Source organism: Microbacterium sp. 4NA327F11 (assembly GCF_005503465.1).
Classification (GTDB): Bacteria; Actinomycetota; Actinomycetes; order Actinomycetales; family Microbacteriaceae; genus Microbacterium; species Microbacterium ginsengisoli.
Map to the genome: position 1 here is coordinate 101,305 of NZ_SCOB01000002.1, position 22,379 is coordinate 123,683.

Sequence of the window (22,379 nt, forward strand, 5' to 3'; positions counted from 1 at the left end):
CTGGGCAGATCAGGAGCGCCCGAGCATCTTCTGCAGGTCGGCGAGGTCGGCCTCGCTCGGCGCAGCGTTGCCGCCGCCGAGCCCGAACCCGCTGCCGGTCGGCGCGGCCGGTTCGGAGGTGATGCCGGCGTTCTCGGCCGCACGCTTGGCCGGGTTTCCCGACCGCGAACCGCGGGCCTTCTGCTGCTTGCCCCGCTTGCCGCCGCCGTGGGCACCCGGGACCGCACCCATGCCCGGGATGGCGGGCACACCGCCGCGCGCAACGGTCTTCATCATCTTCGCCGCCTGCTCGAATCGGTTGACGAGCTGGTTGACGTCGGTGACGGTCATGCCCGATCCGCGCGCGATGCGCAGGCGACGCGAGCCGTTGAGGACCTTGGGGTTGCGACGCTCCCCCGGGGTCATCGAGCGGATGATCGCCTCGGTGCGGTCGATCTCGCGCTCGTCGAAGTTCTCGAGCTGCTGCTTCATCTGGCCCATGCCCGGGAGCATCCCGAGCATCTTCTTCATCGAGCCCATCTTCTTGAGCTGCTGCATCTGCTCGAGGAAGTCCTCGAGGGTGAACTGCTCCTTCGCGAGCTTCTCGGCGACCTTCAGCGCCTCGGCCTCGTCGAAGGCCTGCTGCGCCTGCTCGATGAGGGTGAGGATGTCACCGAGGTCGAGGATGCGGCTCGCCATACGGTCGGGGTGGAAGACCTCGAGGTCCTCGAGTCCCTCGCCGTTGGACGCGTAGATGATCGGTCGGCCGGTGATCGACGCGACCGACAGCGCCGCGCCGCCGCGGGCGTCTCCGTCGAGCTTCGAGAGCACGACACCGGTGAAGTCCACGCCCTCCTGGAAGGCGCGGGCGGTGGTGACGGCATCCTGACCGATCATCGCGTCGATCACGAACAGCACCTCGTCGGGGCTGATGGCGGCCCGGATGTCGGCAGCCTGCGTCATGAGCTCCGCGTCGACACCGAGGCGACCGGCGGTGTCCACGATGACGACGTCGTGCTGCTGCCGCTTGGCGAACTCCACACCGTCGCGGGCCACCGTGACGGGGTCGCCGACGCCGTTGCCGGGCTCGGGTGCGAAGATCGTGGCACCGGCACGCTCGGCGACGACGGTGAGCTGCGTGACGGCGTTGGGGCGCTGCAGGTCGGCGGCCACGAGCAGAGGGGTGTGACCTTCCTTCTCGAGGAGCTTCGCGAGCTTGCCGGCGAACGTCGTCTTTCCGGAGCCCTGGAGTCCGGCGAGCATGATGACCGTGGGAGGGTTCTTCGCGAACTGCAGTCGGCGATGCTCGCCGCCGAGGATCGCGACGAGCTCCTCATTGACGATCTGCACGACCTGCTGCGCCGGGTTGAGCGCCCGATTGACCTCGTCCCCGAGCGCGCGCTCGCGCACCTTCGCGGTGAACTCCTTCACCACCACCAGCGCCACGTCGGCCTCGAGGAGGGCCCGACGGATCTCGCGGACGGTGCCGTCGACGTCAGCCGGGGTCAGCTTGCCCTTGGTGCGAAGACCGCGGAAGGTCTCGGTCAGCCGGTCGGAGAGTGTGCCGAAAGTCGCCATGATGCGCCAAGTTTACGCGAGCAGCGTGCCGTTGACGGCGGTGAGGGCAGCGTCCAACGGCGTGGACAGCGCGGATGTCCCGGGGCCGGCGTGCGCCCATGCGCGCAGCGCCGCGAACAGGGCGCCCGCGTACGCTGCGGCGCGCACGTCCGCGACCAGTCGCGCCTGGCCACCCCCCGCGAGTCGCCGCGCGATCGCCCGTCCGAGCCGGGCCTGTCGTGTGGCCGCGTCGCGATCCAGCTCGCCGGCGACCCCCATCGCCTCGGCGTGCACGAGCGCGAGCGCCAGCGCGTCGGGGGCGAATCCGGCCGCGAGCTCCCTGAGCACTCGGCGCACCGCGGCATCCGGGTCGCCCTCCCCCGTGGCGAGATCCTCGACGGCGGCCGCGAGCCGTCCGTCGAGGCCGCTCCAGAGCACCTCCGCCTTCGAGTCGAAGTAGTTGAAGAAGCTCGAGCGGCTGACGCCGGCCCGCACGGTGATGTCGGCGACCGAGGTCGCGTCGTACCCCTGTTCGAGGAACAGCTCGCACGCGGCATCCGAGATCGTCTCGCGCGAGGTCGCGCGCGGTCGTCCGGATGCCATGCCCTCAGCGTACGGTCCCTCTCGCCCGACGCGGGCGTATTGTTGGACGCAGTCCAGCAATCAATGATCGGAGCATCGTGCTCGACATCCAGACCGTGGGCCTCGCGCCCGATTACGTGCCCTACCTCGACGGCTGGGCACTGCAGCGCCGCATCCACGCCGACGTCGTCGCCGGCACCCGGAACGACACCCTGCTGCTGCTCGAGCACGAGGCCGTCTACACGGCCGGCAAGCGCACCGAGCCGCAGGAGCGCCCGCAGGACGGCACGCCCGTCATCGACGTCGACCGCGGCGGCAAGATCACCTGGCACGGACCCGGCCAGCTCGTCGGCTACCCGATCGTGCGCCTGGGCGAGCCCGTCGACGTCGTCGCCCACGTGCGCCGCATCGAACGCCTCCTCATCGCCGCACTCGCCGGTCACGGCGTCGACGGCTACCAGATCGAGGGACGCAGCGGCGTCTGGGTGCGCCGTCCGCTGTCGGAGGACAAGGTCGCCGCCATCGGCGTGCGCGTCGAGAAGGGCGTCACCATGCACGGATTCGCGGTCAACTGCGACAACACCCTCAGCGGCTTCGGCGGCATCATCCCCTGCGGTATCACAGACGCAGGGGTCACCACGGTCAGCGAGGTCGTCGGGCAGGATGTCGCGCCCCGCGACATCCTCGCGTCGGTCGCCGAGGTCTTCGCCGGCGAGTACGCGGGGGCCGTCGCGTGAGCGCCGGGCCGGAGGGCCGCAAGCTGCTGCGCCTCGAGGTGCGCAACGCGGAGACCCCCATCGAACGCAAGCCCGAGTGGATCAAGACCAAGGCGAAGCTCGGCCCCGAGTACCGGGAGCTTCACGCTCTCGTGAAGAACGAAGACCTGCACACCGTGTGCCAGGAGGCGGGATGCCCCAACATCTTCGAGTGCTGGGAGGACCGCGAGGCCACCTTCCTCATCGGCGGCTCGCAGTGCACCCGCCGCTGCGACTTCTGCCAGATCGACACCGGCAAGCCCGCCGATTACGACACCGACGAGCCGCGCCGGGTGGCGGAGAGCGTCACCCGGATGCAGCTGCGCTACGCCACCGTCACCGGCGTCGCTCGCGACGACCTCCCCGATGAGGGCGCATGGCTCCACGCCGAGACCGTGCGTCAGATCCACGCGCAGAACCCCGGCACCGGAGTCGAGATCCTCGCGACGGACTTCTCCGGAAACCCCGACCTGCTCGGCGAGGTGTTCGCGGCGCGCCCCGAGGTGTTCGCCCACAACGTCGAGACCGTGCCGCGCATCTTCAAGCGCATCCGTCCCGCCTTCCGCTACGAGCGATCGCTGGGCGTGCTGACCCAGGCCCGCGCGGCAGGCCTCATCACGAAGTCGAACCTGATCCTCGGCATGGGCGAGGAGCCCGCAGAAGTCGTACAGGCGCTGCAGGACCTCCACGATGCCGGCACCGACATCATCACGATCACCCAGTACCTGCGGCCGACCCCGCGCCACCTCCCTGTGGCGCGCTGGGTGAAGCCCGAGGAGTTCGTCGAGTTCAAGCAGGAGGCCGAGCGCATCGGATTCCTGGGCGTGCTCGCGGGGCCGCTCGTGCGCTCGTCGTACCGGGCCGGGCGCCTCTGGGCGCAGTCGATGCTCGCCAAGGGCCGCGACATCCCTGAGGACCTGCAGCACCTCGCCCGCGACATCCAAGCCGGCGACACCACCTTCGCGCAGGCGGTGTGACAGAACTCAGTCGGCCGAACTGACCGACGAGACCTGACCGTCGGAGTCGAGGTTCACGAGCAGCGCGTCGTCGGCGCCTTCGGGATCGAGCGCGTACTCGAGAACTGCGAACGGCTCAGTGCCGTCGTGCTCGTCCGCGAGAATCGTGAGACTCGTGAGTGTGAGAGCGCGGATGATGTCGATGTGGTCGTCGCCCGAGACATCCACGAGGAAGTCCTCCAGCTCGTCGCCGAGGCGTTCCTGCTGCTGCAGCACGTACTCGGTGACCTCGCTCGTGCGGTCGTCGAGCTCGCCGACCATCGCATTGCGGGCCATGAGGTCGACCCGCTCGAGGGCAGAGATGAGGGCCGCCGCCGTGTCGAGCGCCGCGGTGGTGACATCCTCCTGATCGGGCGCCGTGAGATCGACCGTCACCGACTGGTCGCCGAACTCGACCGTCTCCGACCAGAAGATCGATCCGTCGGGGCCGGACTCGAGGAGTCCGAAGAAGTCGTGCTCGATCGCCATGTCCCCATGAAACCAGCACGACTGCCCGGGCGGTAGCCCGACGCGCTCAGCCGACGAGAGCCTCGACGAACACGTGCGGAGTGAAGCCGGTGAGATCGCCGATCCCCTCGCCCTGACCGAGGAGCTTCACCGGGATGCCGGTGCGCTCCTGCACGGCGAGCACGAAACCGCCCTTCGCCGAGCCGTCGAGCTTCGTGATGACGAGCCCGGTGACGCCCGCGTGCTCGAGGAACGCCTGCGCCTGCAGGACGCCGTTCTGCCCGGTCGTGGCGTCGAGCACCAGGAGCACTTCGCTGATCGGCGCGAGCTTCTCGATCACGCGCGTGATCTTGCCGAGCTCGTCCATCAGGCCGCCCTTGGTGTGCAGACGCCCCGCGGTGTCGACCAGCACGATCTGCGTGTCGTGGTCCTTCGCATATTGGATGGTCTGGAACGCGACCGATGCCGGATCCTGGCCCTCCTGCTGCGGCCGCACGATCTCCGCGCCGCCGCGCTCCGCCCACGTCGCGAGCTGCTCGACGGCCGCGGCGCGGAAAGTGTCGGCCGCTCCGACCACCACCGAGCGGTCGAACCGCTGCAGATAGTGCGCGAACTTGCCGATCGTCGTGGTCTTCCCCACGCCGTTCACACCGACGACCAGCACGATCGCCGGACGCTCGGTGAGGCGCAGCGTCGTGTCGAACTTCGCGAAGTGCTCCTCGAGGGTCTCCCGCAGCATCCGTTGGAGGTCCTTCGGATCCGTCGTGCGGAACCGGTCGACCTTCTCGCGCAGCTCGTCCAAGATGCGCTCGGAGATGTCGGGCCCGAAGTCGGCCGTGATGAGCGCCGTCTCGAGGTCGTCCCAGGTCGTCTCGTCGATGACCGGTTTGACGAACATGCCCCTCAGAGCACGCCCCAGCGACCAGGATCTTTCCGCCATGACTCCAGCCTACGGCTCCGCCGTGGCCGCCTCCCGCACGCGCTGCCCGACGACCGCCGACACGCCGTCCTGCCGCATCGAGACGCCGTACAGGGCGTCCGCGATCTCCATCGTCCGCTTCTGGTGCGTGATGACGATGAGCTGACTCGAGGCGCGCAGGCGCTCGAACACCGAGAGCAGGCGACCGAGGTTCGCGTCGTCGAGGGCCGCCTCGACCTCGTCGAGGATGTAGAAGGGGCTGGGCCGTGCGGTGAAGATCGCGACGAGCAGCGCGACCGCCGCGAGGGAGCGCTCTCCCCCCGAGAGCAGCGAGAGCCGCTCCACCTTCTTGCCGACCGGCCGCACCGAGACCTCGATTCCCGTGATGAGGGGCTCCTCGGGATGGGTGAGCGAGATGCTGCCCGTGCCGCCGGGGAAGAGCATCGGGAACACCTCGGTGAAGGCTTCGCGGGTGTCCTCGAACGCGGCGAGGAAGATCGTCTGCATGCGCTCGTCGAGCTCGCCGATGATCGTGAGCAGGTCAGCACGGGTCTGGGTCAGGTCGGCGAGCTGCTCGGTGAGGAAGACGTGTCGCTGCTCGAGTGCGGCGAACTCCTCGAGCGCGAGCGGATTCACACGGCCGAGCTGGGCGAGCTTGCGCTCGGCCTCCGCGAGCCGCTTGCGTTGCGTGGCGCGGTCGAAGGGCACCGGAGCCGGATCCTCGTCGGACACGGACTCGTCTACCGCCTCGGAGTCGACCAGCACGGGGTCCGGCGGGATCGCGACCTCCGGCCCGTATTCCGCGACGAGAATGTCCTCCTCGAGGGCGAGCTCACTCGCGACGCGTTCGAGCAGGCTCGTGACGTGCAGACGCTTCTCGTGCATCTGCAGCTCGATGCTGTGCACGCTCTCGGTCGTGGCGGCCAGCCGTTCCCGGGCCGTCCCCTCCTGCCGTCGCAGCTCGGCGAGCTCGGCGGTCACCTGTGTACGCGCCGCCTCGGCGGCAGCGAGGGCGACACGCGCCTCACTGACCGAACGATCGACCGAGTCGAGCACGGCGGGAAGGCGACCTGCGACGTCCGCGGCGATCTGACGCTGCGCCCGCCGGAGCACCGTGCGCCGGGCGGATTCCTCCGCTGCGGCGCGTTCGCGCTCCCGCTGTCGTTCGAGGGCGTCGACCCGCGCCTCCTGCGCGCGCACACGCTCCTTGAGCGTCTCGACCTCCAGGCGCGTCTGCATCTCCGACTCTCGCGCACCGTCGAGCGTCGCGAGCAGTCCGTCGCGCGCGGACGCGTCGAGGATGGGCCGCGGCGCCTCGAGCGCCGTGTCGAGGCGGTCACGGGACACCCTGGCCGCATCGGCCGCTTCGTCGACGGCGCTCTGCGCCTGCCCGAGGGTGGTCGTCAGTCGGTCGCACTCCGCACTGGCCGACTCGTGTCGCACGGTCGCCCGGTTGACCTGCTCGGCGTGTGCGGCGACGGCGGCGTCATTCGCGCGCAGGTCGTCGAGCGCTCGCCGTGCCGCGTGGCGCATCTCGGCGAGCTCGGCAGTGCGCTCGGCCAGAGCCTCGCGCAGCGAGTCGGCGACGACGGTGATCTCTGACACTCGGGATGCCGCGGCGTCCCGCTGCGCGGCGAGCTCGAGGCGCGAACGGCCGGCCCCCGAGCCCGCGCGGATCGTCTGCGCCGTCACGTGCTCCCCGCCCCTCGTGACGCAGACGATCGACGGGTGCGATCGCGCGACACGGTGCGCGCTCTCCAGGTCGTCGACCACGACGACCTGGGCGAGCAGGCGCTGTATGCCGTCCGGGGCATTCACGACGGAGACGGCCGCGACGGCATCCGGGATGACCGGCTCATCGACATCGGTGTACGGCGCGGCGAAGACGATGTCGACAACGCCGTCGTCGGCGCGGCGGACGGCGTCCGCCGCCACGAAGCCGGTCTCCGCGGAGTCGACCAGCACGCCCTCTGCCACCGCGCCCAGAGCGGCCGCGATCGCCGCCTCGTACCCGGCGGCGACCTTCACGGCGTCGGAGACGAGCCCCCGCACCCCGGCCCCACCCTCGGCGACGAGCGCGGCGGCCCCGTTTCGCACGTCGAGCGCGCGGGCGAGCGCGGCGGCCTCGGCCGTCAGCGCCTCTGCTTCGCGCTCGGCGGCGTGCAGGCGTTCGCGGATGCCCGCGACATCCGACTCGAGCTCGTTCGCACGGCGCTGCGACTGCTCGTAGGCCGTCGCGAACTCGCCCGCGGAGCGCTCCGGCGCAAGATCGGGATCGAGGCCGGCGAGAACGGCGGCGGCCTCCTCCCGGCGCTGCACGGCCGCGTCGAGTGCGCGCTGCTGACGGTCGACCGCGGCCTGCACGGCCGCGAGCGCAGACTCGGCGGCCTCCGCCGACCCGCGTAGCGCGGTGAGGCGCATGTCGTGCTCGGACACGAGTGCGCTCTGCGCCGCGATGTCCGCGTCGAGGGCGTCGAGCTCGGCGCGGGCCCGGATCACGGCGCGCGCCGCGGCGGCCGCAGCATCCTCGGCGTCACCCCGACCGCCCGCGATGCGGTCGACCTCCTCGCGGGCCTCGTCGATCATTCCCTGCGTGACGGTGGCGACCGCGGCGCCCGCCTCATCGTCCTCGCTCAGCAGGGCGAGACGCTGGCCCGCGAGGGCGTAGAGCGCGCGAAGGCGCTCCTGCACCTGTTCGAGCCCGAACGCGGTGCGTCGGGCGTCGTCGACCAGCTCGGAGCGCTGCTGCGCCTCGAGCGCCTGCACCCGCAGCCGCAGGGTCTCGACCTGGTCCTGCAGAGCGATCCGTTCGGCGTGTCGGGTCTGTTCGTTCTGCGTCGCGAGGGTGAGCTCGGCCCGCAGCCGAACGAGCTCGTCAGCGTAGAGCCGTGCCTTCGCGTCGCGCACCACGGCGGCGATCGTGGCGGCTTCACGCGCGATCTCGGCCTGCCGGCCGAGCGGCTTGAGCTGGCGACGCACCTCGCCGGCGAGGTCGGACAGGCGAAGCAGGTTCGCCTCCATCGCCTCGAGCTTGCGCAGCGTCTTCTCCTTGCGGCGGCGGTGCTTCAGAATGCCCGCGGCCTCCTCGATGAACCCGCGGCGATCCTCCGGCGTGGCCTGCAGCACCGTGTCCAGACGCCCCTGTCCGACGATCACGTGCATCTCCCGGCCGAGCCCGGAGTCGCTGAGCAGCTCCTGCACGTCGAGGAGGCGGCATCCTTCACCGTTGATCGCATACTCGCTGGTGCCGTTTCGGAACAGCGTGCGACTGATCGTCACCTCGGCGTATTCGATCGGCAGTGCGCCGTCGGAGTTGTCGATGGTCAGTGTGACCTCTGCGCGGCCGAGGGGTCCACGCGTCGACGTGCCCGCGAAGATGACGTCTTCCATCTTCGCGCCGCGCAGCGTCTTCGCACCCTGCTCCCCCATTACCCAGGCGAGCGCGTCGACGACGTTCGACTTGCCCGAGCCGTTCGGACCGACGATGGCCGTCACTCCCGGTTCGAACGCGAAGGTCGTCGGCTGGGCGAACGACTTGAACCCTTTGAGCGTCAGGCTCTTCAGGTGCATCCGTTCATCCTCCGGGCTCGTTCGGGTAAACACCCACGGTACCGGAGCGGCGCCGCCGATCAGGCACCCCACGCGAGCGGATGCCCCAGCTCACCGCGGGGCGCGACGCGCCGCGACACGCCCGGGCACTTGACTCGTCTGTACGTCAGCCGATAGCGTGCACAACCGCACCACGACATCGAGAGGAGGTTGCCATGATCACCATCCACACCACCGGATTCCCGCGCACTCGCGCCGTGTCGGCAACCGTCCCCGCTGTCATTGGACTCGCCGGCACCGGACTGCGCACCGCGTAGGTCCGGCCGACGCCCCGCGTCGTCCGCCGCCCTCCCGCCGTCACCGACGGCCGCGCCCCCAGGGTGCCTCTCGACCTCCGGGTCCGCCTCGCCGCCTGCGACTGTTTCGTCCGCGGTATCCCCTCGTCCGCGCTGCGGCGCGCACGCCGTCGACCGTCCGGTCGACGAGTCTCCCCTCGAAGGAACCTCCATGAACACCCTGCTTACCCCCGCGCCGCAGCGCCCCGCTGCCACGCACCACGCCGAGATCGAGCGGTCCCACCCGCCCCATACCGGCCTGCTCGATCGCTGGGCGATGCATCTCGGCCTCCGGCTGATCCTCTGGGGTCAGCGGATGTCGCGTCTCACCGCCGAGCGCGAATCGCACCGCCTCCGCGACGATGTCGAGTCCGCTCGCCGCCGCCGCGAGGCGGAGTGGGAGCGCGCCGCGCTCCTTGACATCCGTCGCTGACGGCACCGGTCGGGGGACCTCTGCGGACCCCCGACCTCTCACCCCTGCAGAAGGAATCCCCCATGGACACCCCTCCCGTGAGCTTCGTCCCGCTCACGATACCCGCGCGCATCGACGACGCGGACGCCACCGACTTCATCGACATGGTCGAGGTGCGCAACCGCATCTACCTCGAGATCTCCGGCAATGCCGACGAGGACCAGACGCCTGCCGAGCTTCTCCCCCACTACCAGGACGACCCCGATCGCACCCGCCTCGTCTGGCTCGTGCGCGACGAGGGCGCTCCCATCGGTCGAGTGACGGTCGACGCCTTCCACACCCCCGGCGCCCGATCCGCCTACCTGCTGGTCGAGCTTCTGCGGGAGGTCTGGGGGCGCGGCATCGGAACGGCGGGGTTCGACCTCGCCGAACGCACCGCGCGCGAACTGGGCCGCACGGTGATGCAGACGTTCGCCGAGCACCCCGCGGCATCCGGCGAACACCTCGCGTCACCTACCGGGTTCGGCCGCATCCCCCGTGATCACACCGCTCGTTTCCTCGAGGGCCGCGGCTATGTGCTCGGCCAGGTCGAACGCAAGAGCGTGTTCGACCTGCATGCCGACGCCTCCGTGGTGGTCGCCGCGGGCGAGGCGGCGGCAGAGTTCGCTGTCGGCTACGAGGTCGTGCAGTGGGAGTATCCGACGCCCGAGGAGTTCACGCTCGACTACGCCTGGATGAAGTCGCGCATGTCGACGGACACGCCCGTCGGTGACATGGAGGTCGACGAGGAGGTGTGGGACGCGGACCGCGTGCGCCGTATGGAACAGCGCTACCTCGACAGCGGTGAGCGCGTGCTCGTGACGGCCGCCCGCCATGTCGCATCCGGACGACTCTGCGCCTTCAACGAGCTCGCCAGCCGCACCGATCCGACGCTCGCCTCCTCCCAGATGGACACGCTCGTGCTCTCGGAGCACCGGGGACATCGGCTCGGCATGCTCGTGAAGTGCGCAGGACTGCGACGCTGGAGGGAGCTCGTGCCCGACTCGCCCCGCCTCCTCACCTTCAATGCGGAGGAGAACCGACCGATGCTCTCGATCAACGAGACCCTCGGATTTACGCCGGCGGCCTACATCGGCGCGTGGCGGCGGGACCTGGAGTGACCCGACGCGGTGTCAGCGTGCGCCGCGGCGCCGCTGGCACCGCGGGCAGAAGTGGCTCGACCGGTTGGTGAAGCTCACCCGCAGAATCGGCGTGCCGCAGCGCGGGCACGGCTGGCCGGTGCGGCCATAGGCGGCTCTTCGGACATCCGGTGGGGGGGTCATGGGGTGAGTCCGCCGGCGGTGAGGAGCATGCGGAGGCGGTAGTTCTCGCGGTTGCGATAGCCGCGGGCGAGGCGGCGGTGGAGCTCGATGATCCCGTTGATCGCCTCGGTGCCGCCGTTGTTCGCGCGGCTCGTGGTGAAGTACGCCAGGAACGCTGAACGCCAGCGGCGGAGGGTGCGGCCGAGGCGGGCGATCTCGGGGATCGGGCAGGTGTGGAACGTGTCGACCACCCTCTCGGCGATCCGCCGCCCCTCGGTCAGGTCCTTCGCGTGGTAGGCAGAGCGCAGCTGCTGTGCGCACTGCCACGCGACGAACACCTCGTCGTGCGCAGGATCGGCCTCGATTGCCGCGGTCAGCCGGATCCGCTGCTTGTCGGTGAGGTTCTCGGCCCCGGCACGGAGGATGGTCTGAATCCCGTAGAGCGGGTCGCCCTTCCGACCGCGATGCCCGAGGGTGTCTTGCTGGACGCGGCGGCGGACCTCGTCGACGGCGGCGGTGCCGAGCTTGACGACATGGAACGCGTCCAGCACAGCGACCGCGTCTTCGAGCGTGTCATCGATCGCAGTCTTGTAGCCCGCGAACGGGTCCAGCGCCGCCACCTTCACGTTCTTTCGGAACGCTTCGCCCCGCTCGCTGAGCCAGGACGCGTATGCCTTCCCCGATCTGCCCGGCACGAGGTCGAGCAGCCTGGCCCGCGTCTTCCCGGTGCTGTCGCGGCTGAGGTCGACCATGCCGGTCAGTTCCTTCGGGCCCCGCTTGCGGTGGTCGACGTGATGCCAGATGTGCTCGTCGACGCCGAGCGTGGTCACGTTCTCGAACCGGGACTCGTCGGCTGCCAACCGCACCAGTTCAGGCTCAACAGCCCGCCACACCGTCTTCCACGATGTCCCGAGCTGACGACGTAGTCCTTCGATCGTGGCGTGCTCGCGGCGCAGCTGCCCGATCGCCCAGTCGACGGCTCGCCTTGTGAGCGACCCGCGCCGAGCGACCAGCGAGGGAAGCTGCTCCACGAACGTCTTCTTGGCACAGCCCACGTCGCCGCATCGCCAGACCCGTTGCCGCCAGACGATCCGCACCCGCGTCACGCCCGGCACGTCATGCAACACTCGACGGCGGCGCCCTCGACCGATCGCCACGACCCCGCACAACGGGCACCCGGTCGGCGCCGCCGGTGTCGAAACGGTGACGATCAGCAGCCCGTCGCGGCGGTCAACGTGCTCGACATGGACGCCGTCGAGACCGACCAGCAGATCGCAGCGGTAACACGGATCAGCGGCAGAGCGCGCGTCAGCGCACCCCGAAGTAGGGTGAAGCACGTCGAGGTCCTCGTGATGGATCAGCAGTTGGCGCTACTGATCCTCGGGGACCTCGACCCCTACCCGCCGACCATCACCCGGCGAGCCTCACCCCCACCGCATGTCCGAAGAGCCCCATAGGCCCGCAGCGAGTGGGCGAAGTAGCCGGCCTGCCCGTTGACGTTCACGTACTGCGCGTCGAAGCTCGTGCCGCCCTCGGCGAGAGCACGCTCGAGCACCACACGCACCTCGTCGAGAAGGCGGGTGACGGTGCGCGTAGCGAGCGCCCGGGCCGGAGTCTCCGGGTGCACGCGCGCCGCCCACAGCGACTCGTCGGCGTAGATGTTACCGATCCCGCTGACGGTCGTCTGATCGAGCAGTACGCGCTTCACGGCCGACACGGATGCCCCCACCCGACGCCGGAACAACGCCTCGTCGAACGCGGGGTCGAGCGGATCGCGCGCGATGTGCGCGGCCTGCACCGGTACCAGCGGAACGTCCGAGCCGAATCCTCCCGCGGCACCGTCGATCGTCGGCACGAGCTCGTCGATCGCGAGCGACCCGAATGTGCGCTGGTCGGCGAACACCACCGCGAGCTCTCCGTGCCGCGGGTGGGCGAGCTCGATGCGCACGCGTTCGTGACGCTCCGCCGGCGCGCCGGGCGCGCGCAGCAGCAGCTGGCCGCTCATACCGAGATGACCGACGACCGCCCGGGCTGCGGCATCCGTCTCGATCGGCAGCCAGAGGAACTTGCCTCGGCGCACCGCACCGGTGAGCACACGACCGGTGAGGGCGCTCTCGAAATCGGACGCCGCGCCCCGGTGGCGCGTCAGGGCACGGTCGTCGAGCACCGTGACGCTGACAACGCGGGCACCGGTGACGGCGGGCGCGAGACCCGCGCGCACGACCTCGACCTCGGGAAGCTCAGGCACGCCCGGACAGCGTGTTCCACGCGGCGAGGGCGGCGGCCATCTCCGCGTGCTTCTTGCTCGTGCCCGACCCGCTGCAGGCGACGTCACCGACGGCGACACGCGCGGTGAACACCCGCGCATGGTCGGGTCCGTCGGAGGCCACCGAGTAGGTCGGTGCCGGGCGACCGAGCCGTGCGGCGAGCTCTTGCAGGCTCGTCTTCGGGTCGATCGCCGCGCCGTAGCGGTCGGGGTCGGCCAGGAGCGGCTCGATGAGCCGCAGCACGAGGCCGGTCGCCGCGTCGGCTCCCGCGGAGAGATAGGTGGCGCCGATGAGCGCCTCCGTCGTGTCCGCGAGGATGGAGTCCTTGTCCCGCCCGCCGGTGAGCTCTTCGCCTCGGCCAAGGCGCACATGTTCGCCGATGCCGACCCGCCTCGCGGTCTCGGCCAGGGCGACCGTGGAGACGACGCTCGCGCGCCGCTTGGCGAGCGCCCCTTCGTCGAGATCGGGATTCTCGCGATAGAGCTTCACTGTCACGGCCTGCCCCAGCACCGAGTCGCCGAGGAACTCGAGACGCTCGTTGTGCGGGATCTGGCCGTGCTCATACGCATACGAGCGATGCGTGAGGGCCAATGCCGCAAGCTCGGGGTCGATGTCGACCCCGAGCTTGCGGAGGAGTGCGGAGATGTCCGCGGAGACGTCGCTCACCGAGCGGGTCTCAGATGTCTGCGACCTTGCGGCCCTTGTACTCGAGGAACAGCTCGGTGCCCTGCGAGTCGGTGACGACCTTCGCCTGGTGGGGACGGCTGTAGACGACCTTGCCGTTCTCGATGGTCTTGACCAGCGCGGGCGCTTCGGCCTTCCACTGCGCGCGGCGCGAGCGGGTGTTCGAGCGCGAGACCTTGCGCTTCGGAGGGTTACCTGCCATGGGTCTTCCTTTTCGTTCTAGGAGTTCTGGGGTGTCCGCCCGGACTCGCCGGACTCATCGTTCTGTTCCGCTGCGAACTTGTCCAGTGCCGCCCAGCGTGGATCGAGGGCCTCACCGGATGTCGCGCCGCTCTGCTCGTCCAGAAGCTCGCCGGTCTCGGGGTCGAGACCGGGGCACTCTGGCCGGCACACCGGCTGGAACGGAAGCGAGAGGACGATGGCATCCCTGACCACAGTTTCAAGATCCACGTGGTCGTCTTGAACCTCGAAGTCGTTCGCTTCTTCTCCAGGATACGCGAAAAGCTCCTGGAACTCGACATCGACGGGCGCGGCGATCTCGGTGAGGCACCTGCCGCAGATGCCTTCATAGTCGGCGTGCACGTCGCCGGTGGCGAGAATCCCCTCGTGCACCGACTCCAGCCGCACATCGAGCTCGATGGCCGAACCCGCCGGAACGGAGACGAGACCCTCGCCCCACTTCTCGGCGAGCGGCACGTCGATCGAGTGCTCGCGCATCTCGCCGGGACGGCGCACGATGTCGCGGACGTTCAGGCTGAAGGGGCCGGGCCGGGAGTTCCTCACCCCGGAATCCTAGCCCGGCAGGGAACGCGCGGGGCCGGTCAGATGCCGCGCGCGCCGGTGTCGAGGAACCGCGCGACCGGGGCCGGAACGTACGGCGAGACATCGCCGCCGAGCCCCGCGACCTGACGCACCAGAGAACTCGACACGAGCGCGTGCGAGGGGTCGGGGAGGAGGAAGACGGTTTCGATACCGGCGAGGTGACGGTTCACGATCGCCATGGGCGTCTCGTAGGCGACATCCACCTGGGAACGGATGCCCTTGACGAGCACTCCCGCGCCCACGTCGGTGGCGTAGTCGACGAGGAGCCCGACACTCCACGACGCGACGGTGATCTTGCCCGGCACCTCGGCCTCGGCGATCGACTGCTCGAGGAGGCTCAGACGCTGAGCGATGGGGAGCATTGCCTCTTTGCCGGGGTTGTGCACCACCAGCACGTGGATCTCGTCGTACAGCGCGGCGGCCCGACGGATGACGTCGAGGTGACCGAGGGTGGGCGGATCGAACGATCCGGGAACGACGGCGATCCGATTGCTCACGCGGCCAGCCTAGTCGGGCGCGTCACGCGAGCCGGCCCCGAGTCAGTTCTTGCCCAGGGCCGCGCGCGTGTCGTCGTCGAGCCGCCGCTCGATCGCATCCCGCAGACCAGGGTGCGCCGTCAGCTGCGGATCGTCCGCCAGCAGTACGGATGCCTCGTCCCGCGCCTCCGCGATCAGATCGGCGTCGGCGACGACCCGCAGCAGGCGCAGCGAGCTGCGCGCGCCGGACTGCGCTGCGCCGAGCACATCTCCCTCGCCCCGCAGCTCGAGGTCGACCTCGGCGAGGGCGAACCCGTCGAGGGTGGCGGCCACCGCCTCCACCCGCTCGCGCGCCGGGCTGCCGACCGCCGCCTCCGTCACGAGGAGGCACAGACCCGGCACCAAACCGCGACCGACCCGGCCTCGCAGCTGGTGCAGCTGCGAAACGCCGAAACGGTCGGCATCGAGCACGATCATCGTCGACGCGTTCGGCACGTCGACCCCGACCTCGATCACCGTCGTCGCGATGAGCAGGTCGACCTCGCCCGCGGCGACGCGGCGCATGACGGCATCCTTCTCGTCGCTCGGCATGCGCCCGTGCAAGATCTCGATGCGCACCTGAGCGAATCGCGGGAGCTGCGACAGGAGGGTCGCCACCTGGGCGACTCCCCAGGTCGGTCGGGAGGCTGCGGCATCCGTCGCCGACGGCGCGTCGCCCGGTTCGTCGACGTCCACGTCGATCGCGGCACACACGACGAACACCTGGCGGCCGGCCGCGACCTCCTCGGCAGCGCGATCCCACACCCGGCCGAACCAGCTCGGCTTCTCGGCGAGCGGCGCGACGAAGCTCTCGATGCCGGCGCGGCCGGGAGGCAGGGTGCGGATCGTTGAGACGTCGAGGTCTCCGAAGACCGTCATCGCGACGGTGCGCGGGATCGGGGTGGCGGTGAGCACGAGCACGTGCGGGGCGGTGCCCTTCGCGCGCAGGGCGTCGCGCTGCTCGACCCCGAACCGGTGCTGCTCGTCGACGACGACGAGGGCGAGGTCGGCGAACGTCGTCGTGGCGCTCAACAGGGCGTGCGTGCCCACGACGATGAGCGACTGACCGGATGCCACCCGCAGCGCCGCCCGGCGACGGTCGGCCGCCGGCATCTGACCGGTCAGCAGCGTCGGGATGAGCTTCGCGGACAGGTCGGGTCCGAGCATCGCGGCGATCGATCGCAGATGCTGGGCGGCGAGCACCTCGGTCGGTGCGATGAGCGCCGCCTGCCCGCCGGACTCGGCGACCTGCAGCATCGCGCGCAGCGCGACGAGGGTCTTCCCGGATCCGACCTCGCCCTGCACGAGCCGGTTCATCGGACGCTCGGCGACGAGGTCTGTGGCGATCTGCTCTCCGACCGAGGCCTGATCGTCGGTGAGCGCAAAGGTGAGCCGGGCGTCGAAAGCTTCCCGCAGCTCGCCGGCAGGGCGTGGTCGTGCGTGCAACGCCGCCACCGCCGCTCGTTGCTGAAGGAGCCCCGCTTGGAGCACGAGGGCCTCTTGCATCCGCAGCGTCTGCTGCGCGGGGGCGACATCGTCGATCACCGACGGCCGATGGATGTGCTCGAGCGCCGTGCGAGCGGGAAGCAGGGCGTGACGGCGCCGCAGGTCGTCGGGGAGCGGGTCTTCGACCTCACCGAGACCGTCGAGCGCCCCTTCGACGGCCTTGGCGATCGTCCAGGTCGCCACGGCGGCCGTCGCCGGGTACACCGGGATCGGACGGCTCGCCAGCGCCTGCGCGGTCTGGGCCGCGGTCTCCAGATCGTCGAAGAGCTGGTAGTCGGGGTGCGCGAACTGCTTGCCGCCGCGGAACTCCCCCACCTTGCCCGAGAACATCCCCCGCCGGCCACGTCGCAGCTCACCCATCCGCCAGGACTGATTGAAGAACGTGAGGGAGAGCTGTCCCTCGCCATCGGAGATCACGACCTCGAGCAGCGAGCCGCGTCGGTTGTGCATCCGCCTCTCGGAGACCGAAACGATCTCCGCGACGATCGACACCTGCTCACCGACCGTCAACGAGGCGATGGGCGTCAGTTCGCCCCGCAGCGCGTAGCGCCGCGGGTAATGCGCCAGCAGATCACCGACGCGGGCCATGCCGAAGGCCTTCGTCAGCGCCTTCGCGACCTTGTCGTCGAGCACATCACCGAGCGGCGAATCGAGACGCAGCGGCGGCATGCTGCGAGTCTAGGGCGGGCCGCCGACAGGCCCGTCGCTATCGTGGGACGGTGACCCGGATCATCGCGGGAGCGGCCGGCTCCCTCACCCTCGAGGTGCCCGACGCCGGCACGCGGCCGACGAGCGACCGTGTGCGCGAATCGCTGTTCGGCGCGCTGGAGTCGGCCGATGCCCTGCGCGGCGCGCGCGTGCTCGACCTCTACGCAGGCTCCGGTGCGCTCGGCCTCGAAGCGATCAGTCGCGGTGCCGACCGCGCCGATCTCGTGGAGAAGGCGCCGCGGGCCGCTGTGGTCGCCGAGCGCAACGCCGCGCGGGTACGCCGAGCCGTGCCCGCCGCGACCGTGCGCGTGCACCGCGCCGCCGTCGAGGCGTTCCTGCGCGGGTACTCGGACGACATCGACCTCGCCCTGATCGACCCGCCCTACGCGGTCGACGAGCAGGAGATCACCCGGGTGCTGACGCTGCTGGTCCCGCACCTCGCGACGCACGCCGTCGTCGTCGTCGAGCGGGACGCCCGCTCCCCCGAGCCCCTCCTGCCGCCGGGCCTGCGCGTGTTCCGCGATCGGCGCTACGGCGACACGACCCTGTGGTGGATCGAACCCGACGACGGCGACGAGCCGGGCACCGCCTAGCCCCGCGCGGAATCCCAGTCGCGGTAGGGATCCCAGCCGGGAGGCCGGGTGACGGGCTCGCCGTCGAGCCGCAGGGCGATATCACCGGCCGGTTGCACGACTCCGATGGGACGGAACGGAGCCGGCACCGCAGCGCCCGCGGGATACGTCGCCAGCAGCGCGTGGTCCTCGCCGCCGCCGAGCGCGCGCTCTCTGTCCGGGCCGAGGGCCGCGGCATCCAGATCGATCGTGACGCCGGAGGCGCGGGCCAGTCGCGATGCATCGAGGGCGAGCCCATCAGAGACGTCCATCATCGCCGTGGCTCCGGCGCGCGCGGCGATCACCCCCGCCCCGATGGGCGGCGAGGGGCGCAGTTGCGCGACGACGAGCTCGTGATCCTCGGGCGAGAGGCGCGCGCCCACCACCGGAACCGGCTGCCCGGCGTCGTCACGGAACCGAGTGAACAGGATGTCGAGCCCCGCCGCCGCACGGCCGAGCTCCCCGGCGATCGCCACGACGTCGCCGACCCTCGCCCCGGCGCGGGTCACCGGCGTCGTCACCGGTGTGCCGAGGGCGGTCACCGCCACGGTCAGCGTGTCGGAGACGGTCAGATCCCCGCCCTCCACCGAGCAGCCGGGCGCCAGCGCATCACACGCCGCACGCAACCCCCGGGCCACGTCGGTCACGAACGACAGGCGAGTGTGGTCGGGCATCGCGAGCGCCACGAGCAGGGCCGTCGGGGTCGCGCCCATCGCCGCGACATCCGCGAGATTGACGGCCGCCGCCTTCCAGCCCAGGTCGAACCCGCTCGTCCATGCGAGCCGGAAGTCGGGTCCGTGCACCAGCGTGTCGACAGTGGCGACCAGCCGACCCGAGGGAGCCGCGATCACGGCGGCATCGTCGCCGGGGCCGACCTCCGCGCGCGACGGACCCACCGCAGCGAGGATCGCTGCGAGCACCTCGCCCTCCGACAGGGCGGCGACCGTCGGATCGGCGTCGTGCTGCGGCATCCCCCCACGCTACTCGGCGGCGGGACAGGTGCGAGTCGCTAGCCTGGACGGATGAGTCGGATGTCGCGCGCCCTCCTCGCCGCGACGGCGGCCGGATGCCTCGTGCTCACCGGCTGCGCCAGCACCGTCGCGCTGCAGCCCGCTCCGAACTCCGGCGCGTCAGCCTGCGCCGACATCTCGGTGCGTCTGCCGTCCGACCTCGTCGGCAAGGAGCGCCGGTGGACCACCGCGCAGGCCACCGCAGCATGGGGGGACCCTGCCGCTGTGCTCTTCACGTGCGGTGTGACCCCGCCCGGCGCGACAACGATGCCCTGCCGCACGGTCGATGGCGTCGACTGGCTCGTCGATGACACCGACGCGCCGCGCACACTCGTCACGACCTTCGGGCGGGTGCCCGCGGTGCAGCTCTACATCGACACCGACCCCACGGGCGGAGTGTCGAGCATCGACGCCCTCACTGCGCTCGGCCCGCTCATCTCGGCGTACACGACGGTGACATCCGAGTGCACCGCTCACGGCGGAGCGACCGCGGCGCCGACCCCCTGAGACTCAGGCGCGGACGACCCGCTCCAGAGCGGTGTCGACGAGCTCCGAGATCAGGTCCGCGTAGCTCAGGCCCGACGCGATCCAGCACTTCGGGAACATCGAGATCGGTGTGAATCCGGGCATCGTGTTGAGCTCGTTGACCACCGGGCCATGGTCGGTCAAGAAGAAGTCGACCCGGGCGAGACCACGCCCGTCGACCGCGGCGAACGCGCGCAGCGCCATCTCCTGGAGCGAGGACACCTCCTCGGCCGTGAGATCAGCCGGGCAGACCACGTCGACGCCGTCGCCGCCGAGATACTTCCCCTCGAAGTCGTAGAACTCGCGGTCGCGCAGCACGATCTCCCCGACGAGCGACGCGCGAGGGGCGACATCCGCTCGCCCTTCGAGCACCCCCACCTCGACCTCGCGCCCGACGATGCCCTGCTCGACGAGCACCTTGTCGTCTTCGGCGAACGCGACCCGCAGGGCGGCGTCGAGCTCGTCGAGCCCGTGCACCTTGGACACACCGACGCTCGAGCCGGCTCGAGCGGGCTTCACGAACCACGGAAAGGATGCCTCGGTCAACCGTGTGGCGACCACGCCCGGGTCGGCGCGCCACTCCGACTCGCGCACGGTGATTCCCGGGGATACCGGCACCCCGGCTGCCGCGAGCGCCACCTTCATGAAGTGCTTGTCCATGCAGACCGCGGAGTCGAGCACGCCGCCGCCCGCGTAGGGGATCTCGAGCGTGTCGAAGAAGCCCTGGATCGTGCCGTCCTCACCGTGCGCGCCGTGGAGGATCGGCAGGATCACATCCACCTCGCCGAGGTCCGCGATCTCGCCGTCCGCGCGACGCACCCGCAGCGATCGGCGTCCCGCGGGCTCGGGCCACAGAATGCGGGTGCCGTTGTCGACCACCTCGGGCAGGTGCGCGGGATCGAGCGCGAATTTGCCGGGATCGTCGTCCTCGAGCACGAACGCACCCGTGCGGGTGATACCGACAGGGATCACCGCGAACCGGTCGCGATCAATCGCTCCCAGCACTCCCCCCGCTGTTGCGGAGCTGATCGAGTGCTCGCTGGATCTTCCCCCAAACAGAACCACTACGACCGGCTTGTCCATTCTGCGTCCTCTCCCCTTGGGGGGTGTCGTCGTCGGTGGTCAGGTGCGGAGCGATCTGACGGGGATCGAGGTCGCCGTCGAGCACCATCTTGACCTGCTCCACGATCGGCATCTGCACGTCGTGCTCGCGTGCGAGGGTGAGCACGGGCGTCACCGAGGCGAGGCCCTCCGCGGTCTGCTGCATCTGCTTGACGACATCCTGGAAGCTGTAGCCCTGCCCGAGCAGGCGCCCCGCCGTGTTGTTGCGACTCAGCGGCGACTGACATGTGGCTATCAGGTCGCCGAGTCCGGCGAGCCCCTGCAGTGTCTCGGCGCGCGCGCCCATGGCGACGGCGAAGTCGGTCATCTCGACGAGACCTCGCGTGATGATCGACGCCTTGGTGTTCTCGCCGTAGCCGACGCCGTCGACGATGCCGATCGCGACGGCGATGAGGTTCTTGAGCACACCACCGAACTCGGTGCCGATCACATCGGTGTTCACGAATGTGCGGAAGTAGTGATTGCGCGCGCGGCGGGCCACCAGCTCCGCCGTCTCCTGACTCGTCGAGGAGATGACCGCCGCGGTCGGCTGCTCACGGGCGATCTCGAGCGCGAGATTGGGGCCCGATGCGACGGCGATTCGGTCGGGATCGCAGCGCAGCTCCTGCTCGATCACCTCGCTCATGCGCAGATTCGTGCGCTTCTCGACACCCTTCATGAGCGAGATGACCGGCTGGTCGGTGCGGGAGAGGATGGGTCGCAGACCCTTTAGGTTGTGGCGGAGGGCCTGGCTCGGAACCGAGAGGAACACGAGCTCGGCGCCGTCGAGAACCGCATGGAGGTCATCGGAGGCCCACATCGTGCGCGGCAGATTGATGCCGGGCAGGTACTGACTGTTGCGCTTGGCCCTCGTGATCTCATCGGCGAGTTCGCGCCGACGAGCCCACATGCCGACCTGGGCCCCGCCGTCGGCCAGAATCTTGCCGAACGTGGTCCCCCAGCTGCCGGCGCCGATGACGGCGACGCGAGGGAGCTCGGGCTCGCCCCTACGAGTCAAGGCGACCCGTCTCCTTCTGGCCGTGCGCGGAGGGGTTCCAGCGCTCGGCCGGAGCCTTCTCACCGCGCAGCGTCTCCTCCAGCGAGGTGATTCCCTGCATCACCGCGGCCGTCACCGCCACAAGCGTGCTCTGCTCCTTGCCGTGACCGATATGAGCGGAGAGGTCCAGTGCCGGTCCGAACACGATGCGCACGCGCTTCCTCGGCGGCCAGAGCGAGAGCTTCCCGTATCGCGGGAGGATGCGCTGCGAGCCCCAGTGCGCGACCGGGATCAGGGGGATGTCCCCCGCGAGCGCGAGGCGCGCGGCCCCGGTCTTGCCCCGCATCGGCCACAAGTCGGGGTCGCGGGTGAGGGTTCCCTCGGGGTACACGATCACGCCGTGACCGGAAGCGACGAGGCGTCGTGCGGAGGCCACCGTCGAACTCGCCGCGGCGGCCGTCGACTCACGTGCGACGGGCACCATGCCGGTGACACGCAACGCCCAGCCGAGAACCGGCACGCGGAACAGACTCTCCTTGGCGAGGAAGCGCGGGGCGCGTCCGATGCGCCACACGGCGACTGCGACGATCAAGGGATCGATCTCGCTCATGTGGTTCGGCGCGACGACGTAGGAGCCCTCCTCCGGAAGGTTCTCCTCGCCCTCGATCTCGATGCGCGCGATGAGGCCGACGATGGGCACGATGATCGCGGCGAGCAGCCACCAGACGCTGGGCCGCGACTTCTCGGGCGATGCGCGTCTCTTGCGGGACGTGGTCGACAC

Annotated in this window: 22 protein-coding genes and 1 pseudogene; 6 read left to right on the top strand and 17 right to left on the bottom strand. The window is 70.3% G+C overall.

Features of this window, described 5'->3' with window-relative positions; all coding sequences use genetic code 11:
- Positions 1-9: 9 nt before the first annotated feature.
- Positions 10-1,557 (bottom strand): signal recognition particle protein, encoded by a 1,548-nt coding sequence (ffh, locus tag FFS51_RS02085; RefSeq protein ID WP_137877359.1) that lies wholly within the window; start codon positions 1,555-1,557, stop codon positions 10-12.
- Between the two features lie 12 nt (positions 1,558-1,569).
- On the bottom strand, positions 1,570-2,139 hold the full coding sequence (locus tag FFS51_RS02090) for a TetR/AcrR family transcriptional regulator (RefSeq protein ID WP_056206935.1): 570 nt from the start codon (positions 2,137-2,139) through the stop codon (positions 1,570-1,572).
- 77 nt (positions 2,140-2,216) lie between these two features.
- Between FFS51_RS02090 and lipB the strand changes: the two genes are divergently transcribed.
- Positions 2,217-2,855 (top strand): lipoyl(octanoyl) transferase LipB, encoded by a 639-nt coding sequence (gene lipB / locus FFS51_RS02095; protein ID WP_137877360.1) that lies wholly within the window; start codon positions 2,217-2,219, stop codon positions 2,853-2,855.
- Positions 2,852-3,850: a lipoyl synthase gene (gene lipA / locus FFS51_RS02100; RefSeq protein ID WP_045248443.1), complete on the top strand. Its 999-nt coding sequence runs from the start codon at positions 2,852-2,854 to the stop codon at positions 3,848-3,850. The genes lipB and lipA overlap by 4 nt, the downstream gene beginning before the upstream one ends.
- A 6-nt stretch (positions 3,851-3,856) precedes the next feature.
- Here lipA and FFS51_RS02105 read toward each other — a convergent pair whose 3' ends face one another.
- Genes FFS51_RS02105 through smc form a run of 3 tightly spaced genes read right to left on the bottom strand, consistent with a single transcriptional unit; the run spans position 3,857 to position 8,825 of the window.
- Entirely contained in the window at positions 3,857-4,357 is a 501-nt protein-coding gene (locus FFS51_RS02105; RefSeq protein ID WP_045248444.1) for a DUF2004 domain-containing protein, read from the bottom strand.
- A gap of 46 nt (positions 4,358-4,403) precedes the next feature.
- The gene (ftsY, locus tag FFS51_RS02110; protein WP_137877361.1) at positions 4,404-5,276 is read right to left on the bottom strand and encodes a signal recognition particle-docking protein FtsY; all 873 of its coding nucleotides are present in this window, start codon (positions 5,274-5,276) and stop codon (positions 4,404-4,406) included.
- Positions 5,277-5,285: 9 nt separating this feature from the next.
- Positions 5,286-8,825: a chromosome segregation protein SMC gene (gene smc / locus FFS51_RS02115; protein ID WP_137877362.1), complete on the bottom strand. Its 3,540-nt coding sequence runs from the start codon at positions 8,823-8,825 to the stop codon at positions 5,286-5,288.
- 486 nt (positions 8,826-9,311) lie between these two features.
- Here smc and FFS51_RS02120 point away from each other — a divergent pair, with 486 nt between their 5' ends.
- Together FFS51_RS02120 and FFS51_RS02125 are read left to right on the top strand one after the other, a co-directional pair.
- Entirely contained in the window at positions 9,312-9,572 is a 261-nt protein-coding gene (locus FFS51_RS02120) for a hypothetical protein (RefSeq protein ID WP_137877363.1), read from the top strand.
- Positions 9,573-9,634: 62 nt separating this feature from the next.
- The gene (locus FFS51_RS02125; protein ID WP_137877364.1) at positions 9,635-10,711 is read left to right on the top strand and encodes a GNAT family N-acetyltransferase; all 1,077 of its coding nucleotides are present in this window, start codon (positions 9,635-9,637) and stop codon (positions 10,709-10,711) included.
- Between the two features lie 12 nt (positions 10,712-10,723).
- Here FFS51_RS02125 and FFS51_RS02130 read toward each other — a convergent pair.
- The 8 genes and pseudogenes from FFS51_RS02130 to FFS51_RS02165 form a co-directional block, all read right to left on the bottom strand.
- Positions 10,724-10,843, bottom strand: a pseudogene (locus FFS51_RS02130) (zinc finger domain-containing protein); the annotation flags it as partial.
- A gap of 26 nt (positions 10,844-10,869) precedes the next feature.
- Entirely contained in the window at positions 10,870-12,189 is a 1,320-nt protein-coding gene (locus tag FFS51_RS02135; protein WP_231729493.1) for an ISL3 family transposase, read from the bottom strand.
- Between the two features lie 59 nt (positions 12,190-12,248).
- The gene (gene mutM / locus FFS51_RS02140; RefSeq protein WP_137877365.1) at positions 12,249-13,100 is read right to left on the bottom strand and encodes a bifunctional DNA-formamidopyrimidine glycosylase/DNA-(apurinic or apyrimidinic site) lyase; all 852 of its coding nucleotides are present in this window, start codon (positions 13,098-13,100) and stop codon (positions 12,249-12,251) included.
- A complete protein-coding gene (rnc, locus tag FFS51_RS02145) occupies positions 13,093-13,785 on the bottom strand; it encodes a ribonuclease III (RefSeq protein WP_137877366.1) in 693 nt (230 codons plus the stop codon). The genes mutM and rnc overlap by 8 nt, the downstream gene beginning before the upstream one ends.
- A 10-nt stretch (positions 13,786-13,795) precedes the next feature.
- Positions 13,796-14,005 carry a 50S ribosomal protein L32 gene (gene rpmF, locus FFS51_RS02150; RefSeq protein WP_045248451.1) on the bottom strand — a complete coding sequence of 70 codons (210 nt, stop codon included), beginning with the start codon at positions 14,003-14,005 and terminating at the stop codon, positions 13,796-13,798.
- A gap of 17 nt (positions 14,006-14,022) precedes the next feature.
- Positions 14,023-14,520 carry a YceD family protein gene (locus tag FFS51_RS02155; RefSeq protein ID WP_137877438.1) on the bottom strand — a complete coding sequence of 166 codons (498 nt, stop codon included), beginning with the start codon at positions 14,518-14,520 and terminating at the stop codon, positions 14,023-14,025.
- Positions 14,521-14,624: 104 nt separating this feature from the next.
- Positions 14,625-15,122, bottom strand: a complete 498-nt coding sequence (coaD, locus tag FFS51_RS02160) for a pantetheine-phosphate adenylyltransferase (RefSeq protein WP_045248452.1) — start codon at positions 15,120-15,122, stop codon at positions 14,625-14,627.
- A 42-nt stretch (positions 15,123-15,164) separates the two neighbouring features.
- Entirely contained in the window at positions 15,165-17,315 is a 2,151-nt protein-coding gene (locus FFS51_RS02165) for an ATP-dependent DNA helicase RecG (protein ID WP_137877367.1), read from the bottom strand.
- A gap of 50 nt (positions 17,316-17,365) precedes the next feature.
- Between FFS51_RS02165 and FFS51_RS02170 the strand changes: the two genes are divergently transcribed.
- On the top strand, positions 17,366-17,947 hold the full coding sequence (locus tag FFS51_RS02170; protein ID WP_137877368.1) for an RsmD family RNA methyltransferase: 582 nt from the start codon (positions 17,366-17,368) through the stop codon (positions 17,945-17,947).
- Here FFS51_RS02170 and thiL read toward each other — a convergent pair.
- The gene (thiL, locus tag FFS51_RS02175; protein WP_137877369.1) at positions 17,944-18,936 is read right to left on the bottom strand and encodes a thiamine-phosphate kinase; all 993 of its coding nucleotides are present in this window, start codon (positions 18,934-18,936) and stop codon (positions 17,944-17,946) included. The two genes, FFS51_RS02170 and thiL, sit on opposite strands and share 4 nt — an antisense overlap.
- 51 nt (positions 18,937-18,987) lie before the next feature.
- Here thiL and FFS51_RS02180 point away from each other — a divergent pair, with 51 nt between their 5' ends.
- Positions 18,988-19,482 carry a DUF3515 family protein gene (locus FFS51_RS02180; RefSeq protein ID WP_045248456.1) on the top strand — a complete coding sequence of 165 codons (495 nt, stop codon included), beginning with the start codon at positions 18,988-18,990 and terminating at the stop codon, positions 19,480-19,482.
- 3 nt (positions 19,483-19,485) lie between these two features.
- Here the strand turns inward: FFS51_RS02180 and FFS51_RS02185 are convergent, their stop codons facing one another.
- Genes FFS51_RS02185 through FFS51_RS02195 form a run of 3 tightly spaced genes read right to left on the bottom strand, consistent with a single transcriptional unit; the run spans position 19,486 to position 22,379 of the window.
- Entirely contained in the window at positions 19,486-20,583 is a 1,098-nt protein-coding gene (locus tag FFS51_RS02185) for a D-alanine--D-alanine ligase family protein (RefSeq protein ID WP_045248457.1), read from the bottom strand.
- Positions 20,489-21,619 (bottom strand): NAD(P)H-dependent glycerol-3-phosphate dehydrogenase, encoded by a 1,131-nt coding sequence (locus FFS51_RS02190; RefSeq protein ID WP_056519872.1) that lies wholly within the window; start codon positions 21,617-21,619, stop codon positions 20,489-20,491. The genes FFS51_RS02185 and FFS51_RS02190 overlap by 95 nt, the downstream gene beginning before the upstream one ends.
- Positions 21,609-22,379 (bottom strand): lysophospholipid acyltransferase family protein, encoded by a 771-nt coding sequence (locus FFS51_RS02195; RefSeq protein ID WP_137877370.1) that lies wholly within the window; start codon positions 22,377-22,379, stop codon positions 21,609-21,611. Before FFS51_RS02195 ends, FFS51_RS02190 begins: the two co-directional genes overlap by 11 nt.

Bases quoted from the DNA above. Each gene is read 5' to 3' on its own strand.
- ffh (WP_137877359.1), bottom strand. From the start codon at position 1,557: ATGGCGACTTTCGGCACACTCTCCGACCGGCTGACCGAGACCTTCCGC.
- FFS51_RS02090 (WP_056206935.1), bottom strand. From the start codon at position 2,139: ATGGCATCCGGACGACCGCGCGCGACCTCGCGCGAGACGATCTCGGAT.
- FFS51_RS02105 (WP_045248444.1), bottom strand. From the start codon at position 4,357: ATGGCGATCGAGCACGACTTCTTCGGACTCCTCGAGTCCGGCCCCGAC.
- ftsY (WP_137877361.1), bottom strand. From the start codon at position 5,276: ATGGCGGAAAGATCCTGGTCGCTGGGGCGTGCTCTGAGGGGCATGTTC.
- smc (WP_137877362.1), bottom strand. From the start codon at position 8,825: ATGCACCTGAAGAGCCTGACGCTCAAAGGGTTCAAGTCGTTCGCCCAG.
- FFS51_RS02120 (WP_137877363.1), top strand. From the start codon at position 9,312: ATGAACACCCTGCTTACCCCCGCGCCGCAGCGCCCCGCTGCCACGCAC.
- FFS51_RS02125 (WP_137877364.1), top strand. From the start codon at position 9,635: ATGGACACCCCTCCCGTGAGCTTCGTCCCGCTCACGATACCCGCGCGC.
- rpmF (WP_045248451.1), bottom strand. From the start codon at position 14,005: ATGGCAGGTAACCCTCCGAAGCGCAAGGTCTCGCGCTCGAACACCCGC.
- FFS51_RS02155 (WP_137877438.1), bottom strand. From the start codon at position 14,520: ATGCGCGAGCACTCGATCGACGTGCCGCTCGCCGAGAAGTGGGGCGAG.
- FFS51_RS02165 (WP_137877367.1), bottom strand. From the start codon at position 17,315: ATGCCGCCGCTGCGTCTCGATTCGCCGCTCGGTGATGTGCTCGACGAC.
- thiL (WP_137877369.1), bottom strand. From the start codon at position 18,936: ATGCCGCAGCACGACGCCGATCCGACGGTCGCCGCCCTGTCGGAGGGC.
- FFS51_RS02180 (WP_045248456.1), top strand. From the start codon at position 18,988: ATGAGTCGGATGTCGCGCGCCCTCCTCGCCGCGACGGCGGCCGGATGC.
- FFS51_RS02185 (WP_045248457.1), bottom strand. From the start codon at position 20,583: ATGGACAAGCCGGTCGTAGTGGTTCTGTTTGGGGGAAGATCCAGCGAG.